The sequence below is a fragment of the Flavihumibacter profundi genome (assembly GCF_020076305.1).
Taxonomy (GTDB): Bacteria; Bacteroidota; Bacteroidia; order Chitinophagales; family Chitinophagaceae; genus Flavihumibacter; species Flavihumibacter profundi.
Genome location: NZ_JAIQXE010000002.1, coordinates 333,731 through 350,588, shown reverse-complemented (window position 1 = coordinate 350,588; position 16,858 = coordinate 333,731). Strand labels below are relative to the sequence as shown.

Below are 16,858 nucleotides of genomic sequence, written 5' to 3'. Positions count from 1 at the left end.
TCAAATAGTTTCAGTGAATGGTTTTTCTTCCACAGCGCCTTTTTTATGCAGCCTTTCTTCCAGTGTCGCGAAGAGCACATACAGCCCGGGGATAACCAGCACACCGAAGACGGTACCGAAGAACATCCCGCCCGCGGCTGCTGCGCCGATGGTTTTATTACCGATGGCCCCGGCCCCTGAAGCGAACATCAGGGGTATCAGTCCGGCGATAAAGGCAAAGGAGGTCATCAGGATCGGTCGCAACCTTGAAACAGCGCCTTCAATGGCTGCCTGGTAAGGTGTGAGCCCTTCGCGGTGCTTCAGTGAAGCAAACTCAACGATCAGGATCGCATTTTTGCCCAGCAGCCCTATGAGCATGATCATGGCCACCTGGGCATAGATATTGTTCTCGAGGTCCATGGCCCAAAGCAGCAGGAAGGCGCCGAAAATCCCTGCGGGCAGGGACAGTATAACAGGCAGGGGTAACAGAAAACTTTCATACTGTGCAGAAAGCAACAGGTAAACAAAGAGCAGGCAGATCAGGAAAATGGCAATGGCTTCGTTGCCAGCCAGCGCCTGGTCCCGTGAAGAGCCTGCCCAGTCGTAGGAATAGCCTGCGGGCAGTTTCAGCCGGGCTTCTTCCTTAATGGCAGCAATTGCCTGGCCACTGCTATAACCCTTTGCCTGTTCACCATTCACCATCGCGGCAGGGTACATATTATAGCGCGTTACTACTTCCGGGCCGTATACTTTTTCAATACGCAGGAAAGCGTTAACCGGTACCATCTCGCCGCTTTTGTTTTTCACATACAAAGAGAGGATATCCTCCGGCTTGGCACGGTATTCCGGAAGGGCCTGAACCATAACTCGGTAGAGCTGCCCGAAGCGGATGAAGTTTGTCGCATACTCACTCCCCAGGAAGGTCTGCAGCGTGCTGAGGATATCAGCTACCACTACGCCTTTCTCAGCGGCTTTGGCATTGTCGATATGCACCATATACTGCGGGAAGCTGGCATCGAAAGTGGTGAAGGCGTTGGCAATCTCCGGCCGCTGGCCGATACTATCTGAGAAACGCACCGCCACTTCTTCCAGCTTTTTCAGGTCGCCCTTTCCGGTGCGGTCCAGCAGGCGCAATTCAAAACCGCTCGCGTTTCCGAATCCCGGCACCGGCGGCGGGGTGAAGAACTCGATCTTCGCATCCTTGATATAACTTGTTTTTTCTTTCAGGAGTTCAATGATCTCCTTATCCGAGAGTTTTCTTGCCTCCCATTTTTTCAGGTTGATCAGGTTCATGCCGAATGAGGCACCCGTACCGTCGGACAAAACATTGAACCCGGCCAGGGTAGAAACAGATGCTACGCCGTCAATTTTTTCCGCTGTCTGCTGTATAGCATCCACCACTTTTTCGGTTCTTTCCAAAGTTGCGCCCGATGGGGTAGTAACGCTTGCATAAATAGTCGCCTGGTCTTCATTTGGAATAAAACCCGTGGGCAGGATACTGCCAAAGATGCCGGTGGCAGCACAGAACACCAGCAGGCTCGCGAAGGTGACCATACGCCTGTTGGCTATCAGTCCCACGAGTTGTTGATAGCGGCCGGAAAGGTTATTATACCAGTTGTTGAACCATCTGAAAAATTTACCCAGCAGGTTGCCGGAGGATTTGTTATGATCAGTCCGCTTCAGCAGCATTGCGCATAAGGCAGGTGTCAGGGTTAGCGCCACGACACCCGACAGCACAATGGAGACGGACATGGTCAGTGAAAATTGCCGGTAAAAGATACCCACTGATCCGGGCATAAAAGCGACTGGCAGGAATACTGCTGACATTACCAGTGTTATTGCAATGATGGCCCCGCTGATTTCCTTCATCGCCTTCTCCGTAGCTTTCTTAGCGCTGATTTTGGAATGCTCCATCTTTGCATGCACAGCTTCTATTACCACGATAGCATTGTCTACCACAATCCCGATAGCCAGCACCAGTGCGAACAGTGTAATCATGTTCAGTGAAAAACCAAACAGTTGCAGGAAGAAAAATGTGCCGATCAGTGATACCGGCACTGCAATGGCGGGAATGATGGTAGAGCGCAGGTCCTGCAGGAAAATAAAAACGACCAGCGATACCAGCAGGAAAGCTTCCACCAGGGTTTTCACCACTTCATGGATGGAGGCATCCAAAAATGCCGATACATCATAACCAATGGTATAATCAAGTCCGGGTGGAAAGTTCTGTTTCAGTTCTTCCATCCTTTGCTTGATATTTGAGATCACTTCGCGGGCGTTACTGCCGGGCCTTTGTTTCAACATGATCGCTGCAGAAGGCTTGCCATTTTCCTTGGAGATCACATCATATTCCTGGGAACCGAAATCCACTTCCGCAATATCTTTCAGCCTGATGAGGCCACCACCGGCTTCACTCTTTACCACCACGTTCTCATACTGGTCGCGGGTGTTGTATTTGCCAGTATATTTCAGTACATATTGCAGTGACTGAGCCTTTCTCCCTGAACTCTCGCCGATCTTACCCGGCGCAGCTTCTACGTTTTGCTGTTTCAGGCTATTCACGACATCATCGGTGGAAATACCATAGCCCGTCATCTTCTGCGGGTTCAGCCAGATGCGCATCGAATATTCGCGCGAGCCCATGATATCAGCGAAGCCAACGCCCTCGATGCGTTTGAGCTCGGCCATCAGGTTGATATCGGTATAATTGTACAGGAATTTTTCATCCATTGAAGAATCATTGCTCAGCATATTCACATAGAGGAGCATACTGTTCTGTACTTTCTCTACGATTACGCCCGCCTTGATCACTTCTTCAGGCAATTCATCCAGGGTGGAAGAGACGCGGTTCTGAACGTTAACCGCAGCCACATCGGGATCGGTGCCCGCTTTAAAAACAATCTGGATAACACTGGTGCCGTCGTTACCGGAAACAGAAGACATATAAGCCATGCCCGGCACACCATTGATAGCGCGCTCCAGTGGCGTCACCACAGCCTTCACGCAGGTCTCGGCATTTGCGCCGGTGTATTTGGTTGTTACGTTTACTTCAGGTGGAGCGATATCGGGAAACTGCGTCACGGGCAGTTGGGTAAAAGCCAGGAAGCCCAGCAACGTGATGATCAGGGATACCACGATCGACAGGACCGGCCGATGTATAAAAGCAGCAGTCATATTTTCAATTTTTAGGGGAATAGTAATGCCCGGGGCATCAGTCAAAATGGATATCGCGGAAAGCAAGGGGTTTGGGCTGGATACGCTGGCCTTCTTTCACCTGCTGGATGCCTTCGTAAATCAGGCGATCCCTGGGTTCGAGCCCCGACCCTATGACATACAAATGCGGCAGGCGAAGCCTTGGATTGATATTCCGCATTCGAATGGTATTGCTGCTGTCGACCGTAAAAACATATACCTTATCCTGAATTTCAAAACTGGCTTTTTGCGGGATGACGAGCGCCTGTTTCAGCGCTTCCTTCATCAGGATCTTTCCACTGGAACCATGCTTCAGCAACTGATCCGGATTTTTAAAGCGTGCCCGGAAGGCGATATTACCCGTACCCTCATCGATCTCATTTTCGACGGTTTCAATGGTACCGGAATACTTAAACAATTCATTATTGGCCAGCTGCAGCGAAACCACCTTGTTCAGTCCGGAACTATCTTTTTCCATCAGGTCGATAAATTCCTTTTCCGACATATTGAAATAAGCAAAGACCTCCTTGTTGTTGGAAATTTTTGTGAGCAGGTCGCCTTCGCCCACGAGGCTGCCGGTTTTGAAAGGAATTCGGTTAATCACGCCAGTGAAAGGTGCTTTCACTTCAGTGAAAGACAGGTTAAGCCGGGCAATGGAAATAGCACTCTGTGCCTCTTCCAGTTTGGCTTCAATGGCCTCTTTACGGGCCAGGGCCATATCAAGTTCTGAGGAAGAAACAATGTTTTTTTCTGCAAGGGTGCGGGTATTTTTGAGCTCTACTTCAGCAACTTTCAATTCAGCGAAGGCGCTTTTATAATTGGCCAAAGCCTTAAGCAGGTTTTCCCTGAATTCCCGGTTGCTGAGGGTAAAGAGAATTTGGCCTGCCTGAACAGGTTTGCCTTCATCAATATGGATCTTCTCAATAAAACCCTTTACATGGGTCCTTATCTCTACATTCTGCAATGAATGTATCTCTGCAATATATTCTTTCGTAAAAATGGTATCCACCAGGGCAGGCTGGATAACGGTATAAGTTTCCGGGGCAGCTTCCTGCTGTTTTGCTTTACCTGAACAGGCGATAACCTGCATGGCAATGGCAACCCATACCATAGGGAACATGGGGAAATAATGTCTCATGATGCTTTGCTTTCTTCAATGTGATGAAAAAATAAAAATCAACCGTATAGGGGGTAAAAGCATCAGGCTTCCGGAGGCGGTGTCTGTATATCGGCCGCAGCACTTGTAAAAAGCGGGTGGGGTAATTCTGAAAAAGCGGAATTGAAAAGGGCAGCATGGGCTGCCGGGCTCACCAGCAAAGCTGAAAAGTGGCAGTATTCGGTTTCGCAGGAAGCGGTCTCCGCCATGTCCTGCTCGTCCTCGTTATTGTCTTCGCTGCCGGAGCTGGCATCATTATTAAACGGGTTTATCCATTTCATGCTTTTAGCCATGGCAGGGCCATGGTTAATGATGCCCAGCCACGAGCCCAGGCAGGACTGTTGCAGGTTAATAAAGATTAATATGACGGCGAATAACTTAGCCATTGAGGCGCAAATATACTCAGGAAGGGGAAACGATGGTAAATGAAAAAGCGTTATAACAAAATTGTAATAACCCTGGTTTCCTTATATCGCCTTTCCTGCCTATACTTGCGGCGAATAAAAAATCTATGATGAAAAGAATTGCTTTCTTCTTTATACTTACAGCCACGACCCTTATCGGCAATAATAAAATTTACAGCCAGGCAGCACATATTCCCAAATGCAAAAACCGGCTTGTCGTTATAGCGCATAGGGGTGACCATACCGAAGCCCCGGAAAATACACTGGCAGCTTATAAAAATGCGATAAAAAACGGTGCAGACTATGTTGAAATTGATTTGCGCACGACCAAAGATGGTGAACTGGTTATTATGCACGACAGTAAAATTGACCGGATGACCAATGGCAAGGGAGCAGTCCGCGAAATGACTTATGAAGAATTAAAAAAATGGCCGGTCATTGAAAAAAGCCATCCGGAATGGCAGGAGCAACCGATACCAACCTTCAGCGAGGTACTGGAACTATGCCATAAGAAAATTAATATCTACCTCGATTTTAAAGATGCTTCGGTCATTAAGAGTTTACGGTTAATTGAAAAATATGGCATGCAGAAAAATGTAGTGGTGTATATCAATTCGGAGGAGCAGTTCAGGGAATGGAAATCAATAGCACCACAAATGCCACTGATGGTAAGTTTACCAGACTCCATTAAATCGGCGACTGCATTATCGGATTTCATTACTTCATCCGGCGTTAATATCCTGGATGGTTCTTATGAAGATTATACGCCTGAAATGGTTAAAGCAGCGGCAGCAAAAAATGTTCCAGTATGGCCCGATATTCAATCTCCACATGAAGGCCCGGAAGAGTGGAATGTTGCACTTTCAAAAGGTTTGGCTGGCTTACAAACTGATCACCCCAAACTGCTTACAGATTACCTGAAGAAAAAGGGCGTGAGATAAGTTTCGGGCATATTATGAATATCCTAACAATTCCCTTTTAAACTATAGGCCTGTTTTAAGCTCTTAGGTATAAACATACCATATGAAACACCTATTCATAACAGTTACAGTCCTTGGTCTTTTACAGCTGGCAGAACCTGGACAGGCGCAGGTTAATGTTCATGTTAATATCGGCATGCAGCCGCAGTGGGGGCCTGCAGGTTATGATTATGCCGAATATTATTATATGCCCGATATAGATGTTTATTATAATGTACCGCGCAGGCAGTTTGTTTATTTGAATGGTGGGCGCTGGGTATTTGCAGCATGCCTGCCGGCTCCTTATCGTTCGTATGACCTTTACCGTGGGTATAAGGTTGTGATTAATGATCCTGCGCCATACCAGCGTTGTGATTATTACCGGAGGCAGTATGGACACTACAGGGGCTATGATGGTCGCTATGACCGGGATGACCATTATGATCGTGACCGTCACTATGACCGTGATGACAGGTACGAGCGCGATGACAGGTACTCCAGGTATGAGCACCATGATAATGGAAAACATAATGGCCACAGGGACAGGGACGATCGTGACTAAGCAGGCAGTACTAGAAAGAGAGCAGGTCGGCCGACCTGCTCTCTTCATTTATTTTTCATCGCCTGTCCGTAACTCACTAACTGAATCCCCTTCCTTATGATGGCTTCTTTAAGTTTTTCGCTGGTGAACAGATCCGTAACTTCCTGCCTGTCCTGGGCCACATTCTCGTAACCGATATGGTGGATGGCCTGTAACTCGGCATCATTAATGCCGGGATGTTCTACAAACAGGTAGGTGTTACCTTCCTGCATCTTATCAAGCGCTTCAATAAATGCGTCGATCTTTTGACCGGAAGATTTATTGTGCAGGTTTACGGAAAACCATGAAAGCGGATGGTCCGCATCCGGACCTCCATCACCAACCAGCAAGCCATAGGAGGCTGCCACGCGCTTGACCATGGCAGTTACATCTTTATCAAAGCCAATGCTTCCCATATGCCCTGAGATATGGTTCAGTTGTGGAACATATTTTTTTGCGAGGATTATCTGGGCGCGTAGTTCTTTTTCCAGGTCATCCAATTTCCAGGCATTTTCCATCACGGCCTGTTTCGGATAATTTTTATTCGGGTAAAGCATGGGATAAAAATAGCCGTCGGCATTTCGCAGGCTTGGCGCATCGGTCAATGGCCGCCATTTGATATTATCCCACTCGCTGGTAATGGCAAAATGCAGGCCCACTTCAATATCCGGATGATCGGCCAGCCATTTCACAGCTTCAGGGAACCAGGGCGAAACGGCAATGAGTTCGATACTGGTTTCAACACCATTGCTGTAAGATTGTTCCAGGGCAAGGTTTCCCGAATGGGAATAACCCATGTCATCGCCCCGTATGATCAGCCGGGGTGCATGGTTGCGGCCCGCTACCAGTACTGTTTTAAAGATGGCCTTACGGGCAGTGTCAAAACTGGAAATATCTTCCAGCTGCATGTTATCACCATTGAATATACAACGGAGTGTTTCGGTATGCGGGCTCTCGTAATACAGGAGTTTAAGTTCAAGGGTATGGTCATCCGTCCAAGTATAACTGCCGGCAACTTTTGAAGGTGGTAATTCGTGGCGGTTATTTTTTGCACCTGCAACAAGGTAAGGGCCTTTGCGGGTAGTAATGCCTTTTAACCAATTGCCATTACCAAAATTCAATTCATGCATCGCAGAATCTGTAAATAATTGTAAATGGCAAATGTCTTTACTGAAACTGAAACGTATACTGTCCAGTCCCCGCTGCATAGAAACAATGCCAAATGATTTTCCCGAAATGGTTGCAGTTGATGGCGAAACTGTACCAGCATCCGCCAGGCCTGACCCTGTTTTTATTGACAGGTTAGCCAGTTTATTTTTAAGCAGCTTTTGTTGTTTGCCATTCACGCGTGGGTTTGATTGTTGAAACAAAGGAAGCAGGTGTTCATAAACCAGGTCTAATTCGCCCTGCATGTTTGCAGTTTCTGATGTAATGATCACCACGGCATCTTCATCAGGTATTACCAGGATATATTGTCCGAATGCACCATCCCCGCGGAAGGTATTATGCCGTCCACGCCACATCTGGTAACAGTACCCTTGTAGCCAATCACTCTTATTTTTCGCTTCCTGGGGTGCATCCGGATTCTGCATTATTTTCATCGTGCTGGCTTCTTCTACCCATGCAGCAGGAATAATTTGTTTGCCCTGCCAGTTTCCTTTCTGCAAAAAGAGCTGGCCGAATTTTGCCATGTCTTCCGTCTTCAGCCGTAATCCCCAGCCGCCAGTATTGATACCTCGGGGATCAGTTTCCCAATCGATGCCTTTAATATTAAGTGGTGAAAATAACCGGGGTTCTAAATAATCAATAACCTTTTCACCAGACACTTTCTGCACGATAGCAGACAGCATATAAGTGGCAAGTGAGTTGTATAAAAACTTTGTTCCAGGCCTATAAAGAATAGGTGTTTTGAAAAATCCCTTCACCCAATTATTATCGCTGGTAGCTGTCCAGGTTGGTTCTTTTTCCTGACCCACACTCATGCTCAGCAGGTCGCGGATCCGGAGGGCTTTCAGGTTATCTGAAACGGTATCCGGCAGGTCATCCGGGAAAAAGCTGATGACCTTATCTTCCACAGTCAGTTTATTTTCCGTCACCAGGAAGCCGATGGCAGTAGCTGTAAAACTTTTGCTAACCGAATACATGGTATGGACCAGGTCTGGCTGGTAAGGCTTCCACCAGCCTTCGGCGATCACTTTGCCATGCCGGAGAATCATCAGGCTATGGAACTCATGTTTGCTTTGCCGGAGGGTATCAAAAAATCTTATCAGGCCTTCTGAAGAAACCCCTTCCGCTTCGGGTGTGCTGCGGGGTAAGGAGGTGTTGCTTTGTGCGCCGGCAGGGAATCTGGTTATAAGCAGTATGAAAAACAGTAAAGAAATCCGTATGCCGGCAGTTATTCTTTGGAAGTTTGAGGTGGCTGGAATTTTCATTATTAAATATAAATCCTTAAACAATAAATTCCCGTTTTGGGTTTTACAGTCAGTTTTTGACCGGCCTTTGTTGCGCAATAGTCAAGTGGCGGCCCAAATTCCTTATTATTTTATTATACGGTCCATATTGTACAAGGTTCGAAGAGTGCGGGTTAATGCCTATTTTTATTGCCAACTGCAAGCAGTACCAACCAACTATCATGAAAAAAGGCATCCTGATCCTCACATTTGCTTTTATCTCTATGAATTTCATTTCCTGTAAATCCGGGAAGTCACCAGATACCAGTGCCATCTCCACAGACTCAGCGATCATTGCCATGGGAGATGGAACCTTCGATAAAAACTGCAGCAGTTGCCACAACTTCAAACAGAATGGTATCGGCCCACAACTGGGTGGATTAACGGCAGATGTACCTGCAGACTGGATAAAACAATTCATAAGGGACCCCAAAAAGCTGGTGGAATCAGGCGATGCAAGGGCGCTGCAGTTACAGCACAAATACAAAGTGCTGATGCCCTCCTTTGCACAATTTTCAGATGACCAGCTCAACGGGATTGTTGCGTTTATCCATACCCATAAAAAGCCGGTTGAAAAAAAGAGCAAATCGGGCCTAAGTGCACTAGCCGATCCAATACCCGATAGCATCGCCCTTTCCAGCCTTGTGGTTGACCTGAACCTGGTTACACAGATTCCTGCATCAAGCGATAGTGGGAAATTGCCATTAACCAGGATTACAAAACTGGACTTTGAGTCAAATTCAGGCACTAATTATGTTGTAGACCTCCGTGGGAAGTTGTACAAACTTCAAAATAATAAGGCCAGTGTGTATTTAGACCTGCGCAGATGGATGCCCAAATTCATCCATGAATCCGGCCTTGGAAGCGGATTTGGCAGCTTTGCCTTCCATCCTGAATTTGCAAAAAACGGATTTTTTTACACTACACATACAGAAAGGCCGGGCTCCGGTAACCCCGACTTTAACTATGAAGACTCTATCAAAGTAAGCCTGCAATGGGTATTGACAGAATGGAAAACAGACCATCCTGAATCGGCTGTGTTTTCCGGAAAAAGCCGCGAGTTACTGCGGATAAATATGGTAACGGTTATGCATGGGGTCCAGGAAATAACCTTCAATCCATTATCGAAACCAGGTGATAAAGATTATGGCCTTTTGTATATAGGTGTTGGTGATGGTGGAAGTGTTGATGAAGGCTATCCATTCCTGATACACAGGAGGGACAGGATATTGGGAACAATCATCCGGATAAACCCAAGGGGTAACAATAGCGTGAATGGGAAATATGGCATTCCACAGGACAACCCTTATGCAAAATCAGAGGGCAATCATTCCCTGCGGGAGATTTATGCCTACGGATTCAGGAACCCGCACCGGATCACCTGGACAAAATCCGGTGAACTTATAGCCAGCAATATCGGTGGCGCAAATATTGAATCTATAAATATGGTAAAGCCGGGGCAGGATTTCGGCTGGCCAATAAGGGAAGGCAATTTTATGGTAGAACCGGATGTGGATTGGGCAAAAGTTTACCCGCTTCCTGCGAATGACAGCAGCTTCCATGTCACTTACCCCGTTGCGGAATATGACCACAATGGCGGGGCTGCTGCAATTTCCGGTGGTTATGAATACTGGGGATGTGAAGTGCCTGAACTAAAAGGGAAATTCCTTTTTGGGGATATTCCATCAGGCCGGTTATTTTATATAAACATGGCAGATTTGAAGCAGGGAAAACAAGCCCCCATTTATGAATGGAGAATTTCATTAAATGGAAAACTGACCACACTCAGGGAACTTTGTAAAACTGATCGTGTTGATTTACATTTTGGAAGAGATGCAAAAGGTGAATTATATATACTCACCAAACCAGATGGTAAGATATACTCAGTACACCAGCACTTCATCAGCAAATAAAAAGCCGTGCTTATCATTCTGCGCTTTGATGCGAATGTATTTGGCCTGGCGATTTACCATCACTTCAAATGGCTTGATAACCAGTTTGGATTCCGTATCAGGTACCGTATTCATTATGCGAACCGGGGCGCTATAGTCTTTCCCGTTTTTAGACCAGCTATATTCCACATAGTTTGGCATAAATACACCCGGACCCGTAATCTGCATAAAATTGACCGCTATCTTTTTAACATCGGTCAATTGCTTCAGTTCAAGGGTGATATCCATATCTATTCCCTCAAACCCCTGCCACTGCCCGTCACCGTAAGTAAATGAACCTGTCTGGCCATTTACAAGGGTATATTCCTGTTGAGCCGGGTAACTGTTACTGAAAGGCAGGTTATAGGTTATTTGCGCGCCAATTGCTTTATGGTAGGCTGTCTGGTGCGCCATTACCGGTCCCATTTTTCCTGTAACCGGATTAAGGATAGCTGCCTTTATGGTGGCAATTCCTTTCACATCAACCGGGCCCATATAAATCGGGCTGCTTTTTACCGGGTCGCTGCCATTTGTAGTAAAGTGAATTTCAGGTTTATACTGTTCTGAAGAAATACTTACACGACTAAGCCTGGAAACAGTGTCAGCCACTGAATTGATTTCAAGTGTTGGCTGGGGCCGGTAATAATTAATGGATTTGCGTTGTAACAACAGGTAATGCTGTTGCAGCCGGCCTTGAAAATTCGTCCAGTCTTTTTGGTTTTTGCTGCTCCAGCCTATTTCAGCCAGGGCCAGAAACCGGGGAAAAATCATGTATTCAAGGTGCTCTGCAGTTGGAATATATTCCGTCCATGTATTAGCCTGGACACCCAAAATATGCCGGGCCTCATCAGCGGTCAATTCAGCAGGCACAGGGTCGTAGCTATATACTTTAGAAATGGGCAAATAACCGCCAATGGCTTCAGGTTGAGTTGCCGGATTTGACTGGTAATTGTCGAAGTAACAATAACCGCCGGGCGTCATTATAACATCGTGACCTGCTTTAGCCGCCGCTATACCACCCGCTTCCCCGCGCCAGCTCATTACTGTAGCGCCGGGCGATAACCCGCCTTCCAGTATTTCATCCCAACCCAATAATTTCCTTCCATGGTCGGACAGGAATTTATCCATTCTCTTTATGGCATAACTCTGTAATTCATGTTCATCTTTAAGGTTTTCACTGCTTATGCGCGCCTGGCATTTGGGACAATTTTTCCATGACTCCTTACCGGCTTCATCACCACCAATATGGATATACGAAGAAGGGAAAACCTGCATCACTTCAGTTAAGACATCTTCCATAAAAAGGAAAGTGCTATCGTTGCCAATGCAAAATTCGCTTTGGGTATAAGGCTTGCCGGAGCAGGCCAGGTTGGGAAAAACAGCCAATACTTCTTCGGAGTGACCAGGCATTTCAATTTCGGGGATAATGGTTATTCCGCGTTTAGCAGCATAGCTTACCAGTTCTTTCGCTTCTTCCTGCGTATAATAGCCGCCGTAAGCATCAGCTGCGCCTTCTGCCGAGTAAAGCCTATCGGAATTCCACCATTCTTTCCAGCTATTCTTTGTGCGCCATGCTGCTTTTTTTGTAAGCTGCGGATATTTCTTTATCTCCAGGCGCCAGCCTGGTCCGTCGGTCAAATGCCAGTGGAAGGTGTTGAGTTTATACAAAGCCATCATATCGAGCAGTTTTTCCAGGACAGGAATCGGGAAAAAATTTCGCGACACATCAAGGTGGAGCCCACGGTAAAGGAAACGGGGCGCATCGGTAATTTCACCACAAGGAACCAGGGTCTTTTCTGTTTGTAAAAGCTGCAACTGCAAAAGGGTGAACATCGCCCTGAGCATACCCTGCTCATTCGCAGCCAGGATTTGAACCTGTTGAGGTGTGATAACCAGTTTATATGCTTCAGCACTACTGGTATCAGTAAATTTTTGCTTACGGAAAATAATGCAATGCGTATTCGATTTAAGATTGCGGTTATATGGACGCGGTAGTGAAAGAGAAGCCTGCATGGCAAACAACTTCGCCAATTCCTGGAATACAGGTTCTGCATATACCGGTGTGTTCTCTGACCAAAGAAAAGATCCTTTCTTTTCAACAACAACCTGTGGTTGCGGTACCAGGTTTATTCGCTGTAAATCCTGGGAAAACAGTGCAACCGGATTTATACAATACAGGAAAAAAAGAATTAACGCGGGCTGAATTGTTCTCTTCATTGCTTAAAAATAATACATGCAACGAATCCTTTACTTTTAAATTGTATCATGGTAATATACAGGTTAATTTTCTGCATGAACCTCTAGTGGAGAAATACGGATAGAGCGGAAACTCACCTTGCCATGTTTTCCATAAAACCACAGCTGGCTGCCCTTTATTTCACCCAACCGGTTCACAATACAACGCCTGTTCCCGATGCTGACATCAATGATATCCCCTTTCATTATAATATCAACCGTCATCTTTTTCCCAAGGAAATCAAGTCCCGATATGGCGCTTTCATGCAGGATGGCTGTTTTATTCACCGGTGAAAAGGCCAGCTTATAGCCCATCTGGTGCCGGTCTACCCCCCGCAGGAAAAGGCCATATTCTTCAATACCCTTTCCGGTCATTTCCACTTCAAAACTGATCCTGCAATCCAATGGCAGTCCCTCCATAAAAAAAGAGCCCATACCATTGGGCGAATTAATCGAATATTCATTACCGTTAATATGTGTCAGTGAATCAACCAGCATCTTAAGGGGAATGGCTGCACTTGCGGGAGGAATGACTTCTTTAGGAAAGCGGGCAGAAAGGCTGCCGTCTTTTTCCTGAGATAGTTCACGCAGGACGATATTTCCGCCGAATATTTCCTGGCCTTCGTCAAGGTGGTCCTGCCTGGATGGAATCCATCCTGCGGCAATCCTCCGGCCATTTGAGAACGCAGCGGTTTTCACCACATTAGACCATTCTTCGTTCAGTGCCTGGCTGGAAGGATATTGCCAGGGGCCGTAAGGCGATGTGGATTGCAGGTAAAAGGTATTTCCGCCCTGGCCATAGATAAGGTAATACCAGTTACCCCATTTGAAATAGTCGGGGCATTCGGGTACATCCTTAAGGTTCCATATCAATGGCTGTTTCACCGACCAGTGTTTCAAATCGGTAGATTCCATATGCACCATGGCGCCATTAAAGTCGTTCATGGCACTGTCGGTAGCGCTGGAAACAAATAAATGAAACTTGCCAGCAGAATCCACCACTACTTTCGGATCCCTGAAATCCCTTTTACTATATCCCTTTGCATATGTGTAAAATGGATTAGGTTGTTGTTTCCTGAAATGGATACCGTCTTCGCTGATGGCATAACTCAATTGCTCAATCTTCTGGCCGTCGGCACCAATCAGCCGGGTAGCATAAAATGCATAGAAATGGCCTTTCGAAAAAACAACAGAGCCGGTACATATAGATTTCTCCCATTCTTCATCAATTCCCAGCACCACAGGATGGTGTTGCCAGTTGACCAGGTCCCTGGAAGTGCTCAGTGTCCATTGGTGCCCGCCCAAACCGTTCAGGGCTGCGTGGTGCGCAGAATCCAGCAACCAGTAGAGAAAGTAAGTGCCGTCATGAAAAAAAGGGATACAGTCGCCTACGAAAAGATTGCCCTTTGGTTTGAAATACTGAATGTTTTTTGAATCCTGCACAGCCGGATCATACCGAACACTAAACTGTGCACCTGCTCTTGTAAAGGTGATGCCGGTAAGGAAAAGGAGCAAAAATTTACGCATAGTATTTTCGTTGTTGTAATTAACAATTTAGTATTTAAAACGCCTGATGATTGCAGCAGATAGTTATTTTTGCAGGAATATACTTAATGGGTGCCTTATTGGATCCTACCTGAAATGTAAGTATTCCTTTGAAAAAATACATGAGGCATTTCTTTCATTCACCTGATGTTTAACATTAACCATCCTTCAGAAATATTATCTCCGGAATCTGTGCGGGAGATTCGTAAATATGCCGGGGAAGCAGAAATGCTGCAAGAATTGCATCCTGCCCAACTGGCTATTATATACCAGCAAAACTGGTTCCGGTTACTGGTGCCTGGACGGTTTAACGGGCTTGGATATACGCTGCCGAAGGTTTTGCAATGGGAAGAAGCCCTTGCCTGGGCTGATGGCTCAGTTGGCTGGACGGTGACACTATGTGCCGGTGCGGCCTGGTTTATTGGTTTCCTGGACTCCGAATTGGTGGCCACCGTTTTTAATGATCCGGAATTTTGCCTGGCCGGCAGTGGCAATAACTCCGGCATTGCGAAAAAGAATGGTGATGCCTATGAAATCACCGGCTACTGGAATTATGCAACCGGGGCAAGCCTGGCTACGGCTTTTACCGCGAACTGCTTTATTGAGGAAAACGGTATTCAATTGAAAAACCCAGATGGAAGTCCCCGTGTACAGTCCTTCCTGTTTTTAAAAAATGAAGTGACCATTCATAAGAACTGGCATACTATGGGGATGATAGCTACGGGAAGCCAGGCATTTGAAGTAAGGGAGCTTCGGGTAAGGCAAAACAGGACTTTTCAAATAGATAACCAAAAGGCAATTTTAATGGACCCGATATACCAATATCCATTCCTGCAGTTAGCGGAAACTACCCTGGCGGTAAATAGTTCAGGCATGGCCCTGCGATTTATTGAATTGAGTGAAACACTTTTTAGTGTGGAATCCAGGCCGCATTTTGTAAGAATACTTGAAAAGGGCCGTGGCCAGCTGGATGATATTCGTCGGCGGTTTTACCAGCTTGCTGCCGATTCCTGGCAGGACTGTGCCAGTCATCGGGTAATTCCACCAGCTTTATTGGAAAGCCTGAGCCAGGCAAGCCATGAATTGGCCGATACTGCCCGCCGGGTAACAGATGAATTGTATCCCTTTTGCGGGTTACGCGCTGCCGACCCGGCAACAGAAATCAACCGCGTTTGGCGTAACCTGCATACAGCCAGCCAGCATAGTTTACTCAATAGTAATCTTAATGCGTAGGTGCTTAAAAGCATTAAACATCAGTTGAAATCCTGATATAAATCATTTTAGTACAGGTGCAGTATCAGCATTAAAGATGCGTGTTGCTTTTATATTCGCAAGTAATAAAACGCATATGAAACTACGATATATAGCCGCTTGCTTTTTATTATTTATGAACAGCAGGCAACTGGCAGCACAAGTAAACGATTCCCTTACGCAGGTATATAGCAAGTTTGATTTTATTCCGGGTGAAAAAGTAATTTTCTTTGATGATTTTTCTTCAGAAAATATTGGTGACTTCCCAACCCTTTGGAATACCAATGGATCAGGAGAGGTTGTCACTTATGGTAAATATCCGGGCAAATGGCTGAAAGTAACAAATAGCAAGGGCATCACCTGTTTAGCAGACACTTTAAAATTACCCGAAAATTATACGATTGAATTTGATGTGATCCCCCAAAAAGACCAGGCTAATAACAATAACACCACCTATCGGTTTATGCTGATCAGCACTTCAAAGCCAAAAGACCTGCTTTACGGATTGGCAAGACCGGGAGATGCAGGAATTTGGTTTGAATTTGCATATAATAATTCTTATTTCACCTGGTACAGGGATGGCAGTCCCGGGCTTGATGGCAGGACAACAGAGCACAAACAGGTAGCGGATAATAAATACCACATTTCCATTTGGGTCCAGAAAGAAAGGATCAGGATTTACCAGGATGAAGCAAAGCTTTTTGACGCTGCAAAAGCCATGTCAAAAAACTATAAATACAATATGATCCGGTTCGACAGGGGTGTTGAATTGATTGGCAATCTTCGCATTGCAACAGGCTTGCCTGATATGCGCAACAAACTGCTCACAGAAGGAAAACTGGTGAGTTACGGAATTTATTTTGATGTTAATTCTGATAAACTGAAACCTGAATCTGCAGGCACTTTGAAAGAGATAGCAACAATACTCACAGAAAATCCTGCCCTGCGCGTAAAAATTGTTGGCCACACTGACTCCGATGGAGATGATGCGACCAACCTTGATTTATCCAAACGTCGTGCGGCAGCAGTTAAGATTGCACTCAACAGTTCTTTTAACATTGATGCAGCACGCCTTGAAACCGATGGCAAAGGTGAAAAAGAACCAATCGCACCAAATAATAGCAATACAAACAAAGCGCTGAACCGGAGGGTTGAATTTATTAAGCTGTAAGGAAA

11 protein-coding genes are annotated in these 16,858 nt (G+C 46.0%); 5 read left to right on the top strand and 6 right to left on the bottom strand.

The annotated features are described in order from the left end of the window. From LAQ65_RS11220 to LAQ65_RS11210, 3 genes are all read right to left on the bottom strand, one after another. Complete coding sequence (locus tag LAQ65_RS11220; protein WP_224117059.1) at window positions 1-3,153, bottom strand: efflux RND transporter permease subunit; 3,153 nt, start codon at window positions 3,151-3,153, stop codon at window positions 1-3. Between the two features lie 37 nt (window positions 3,154-3,190). Next, window positions 3,191-4,309, bottom strand: a complete 1,119-nt coding sequence (locus LAQ65_RS11215; protein WP_224117058.1) for an efflux RND transporter periplasmic adaptor subunit — start codon at window positions 4,307-4,309, stop codon at window positions 3,191-3,193. Between the two features lie 62 nt (window positions 4,310-4,371). Next, window positions 4,372-4,713, bottom strand: a complete 342-nt coding sequence (locus LAQ65_RS11210; protein WP_224117057.1) for a hypothetical protein — start codon at window positions 4,711-4,713, stop codon at window positions 4,372-4,374. 128 nt (window positions 4,714-4,841) lie between these two features. Between LAQ65_RS11210 and LAQ65_RS11205 the strand changes: the two genes are divergently transcribed. Continuing rightward, a complete protein-coding gene (locus LAQ65_RS11205) occupies window positions 4,842-5,672 on the top strand; it encodes a glycerophosphodiester phosphodiesterase (RefSeq protein WP_224117056.1) in 831 nt (276 codons plus the stop codon). 82 nt (window positions 5,673-5,754) lie between these two features. Then, window positions 5,755-6,252 carry a hypothetical protein gene (locus tag LAQ65_RS11200; RefSeq protein ID WP_224117055.1) on the top strand — a complete coding sequence of 166 codons (498 nt, stop codon included), beginning with the start codon at window positions 5,755-5,757 and terminating at the stop codon, window positions 6,250-6,252. 44 nt (window positions 6,253-6,296) lie between these two features. Here the strand turns inward: LAQ65_RS11200 and LAQ65_RS11195 are convergent, their stop codons facing one another. Then, window positions 6,297-8,702 carry a ChbG/HpnK family deacetylase gene (locus tag LAQ65_RS11195; RefSeq protein ID WP_224117054.1) on the bottom strand — a complete coding sequence of 802 codons (2,406 nt, stop codon included), beginning with the start codon at window positions 8,700-8,702 and terminating at the stop codon, window positions 6,297-6,299. Window positions 8,703-8,902: 200 nt separating this feature from the next. On the opposite strand from LAQ65_RS11195, the gene LAQ65_RS11190 reads away from it, so the two are divergent. Further along, the gene (locus tag LAQ65_RS11190) at window positions 8,903-10,633 is read left to right on the top strand and encodes a PQQ-dependent sugar dehydrogenase (RefSeq protein ID WP_224117053.1); all 1,731 of its coding nucleotides are present in this window, start codon (window positions 8,903-8,905) and stop codon (window positions 10,631-10,633) included. On the opposite strand, the gene LAQ65_RS11185 is transcribed toward LAQ65_RS11190, so the two are convergent. Both LAQ65_RS11185 and LAQ65_RS11180 read right to left on the bottom strand, forming a co-directional pair. Further along, the gene (locus LAQ65_RS11185; RefSeq protein ID WP_224117052.1) at window positions 10,604-12,868 is read right to left on the bottom strand and encodes a beta-N-acetylhexosaminidase; all 2,265 of its coding nucleotides are present in this window, start codon (window positions 12,866-12,868) and stop codon (window positions 10,604-10,606) included. The two genes, LAQ65_RS11190 and LAQ65_RS11185, sit on opposite strands and share 30 nt — an antisense overlap. Before the next feature lie 63 nt (window positions 12,869-12,931). Then, window positions 12,932-14,413, bottom strand: coding sequence for a family 43 glycosylhydrolase (locus LAQ65_RS11180; RefSeq protein WP_224117051.1), 1,482 nt, complete (start codon window positions 14,411-14,413; stop codon window positions 12,932-12,934). A 165-nt stretch (window positions 14,414-14,578) separates the two neighbouring features. Here LAQ65_RS11180 and LAQ65_RS11175 point away from each other — a divergent pair, with 165 nt between their 5' ends. Together LAQ65_RS11175 and LAQ65_RS11170 are read left to right on the top strand one after the other, a co-directional pair. Beyond that, complete coding sequence (locus tag LAQ65_RS11175) at window positions 14,579-15,664, top strand: acyl-CoA dehydrogenase family protein (RefSeq protein ID WP_224117050.1); 1,086 nt, start codon at window positions 14,579-14,581, stop codon at window positions 15,662-15,664. A 115-nt stretch (window positions 15,665-15,779) separates the two neighbouring features. Beyond that, window positions 15,780-16,853, top strand: coding sequence for an OmpA family protein (locus LAQ65_RS11170; RefSeq protein WP_224117049.1), 1,074 nt, complete (start codon window positions 15,780-15,782; stop codon window positions 16,851-16,853). The last annotated feature ends 5 nt before the right edge of the window (window positions 16,854-16,858 follow it).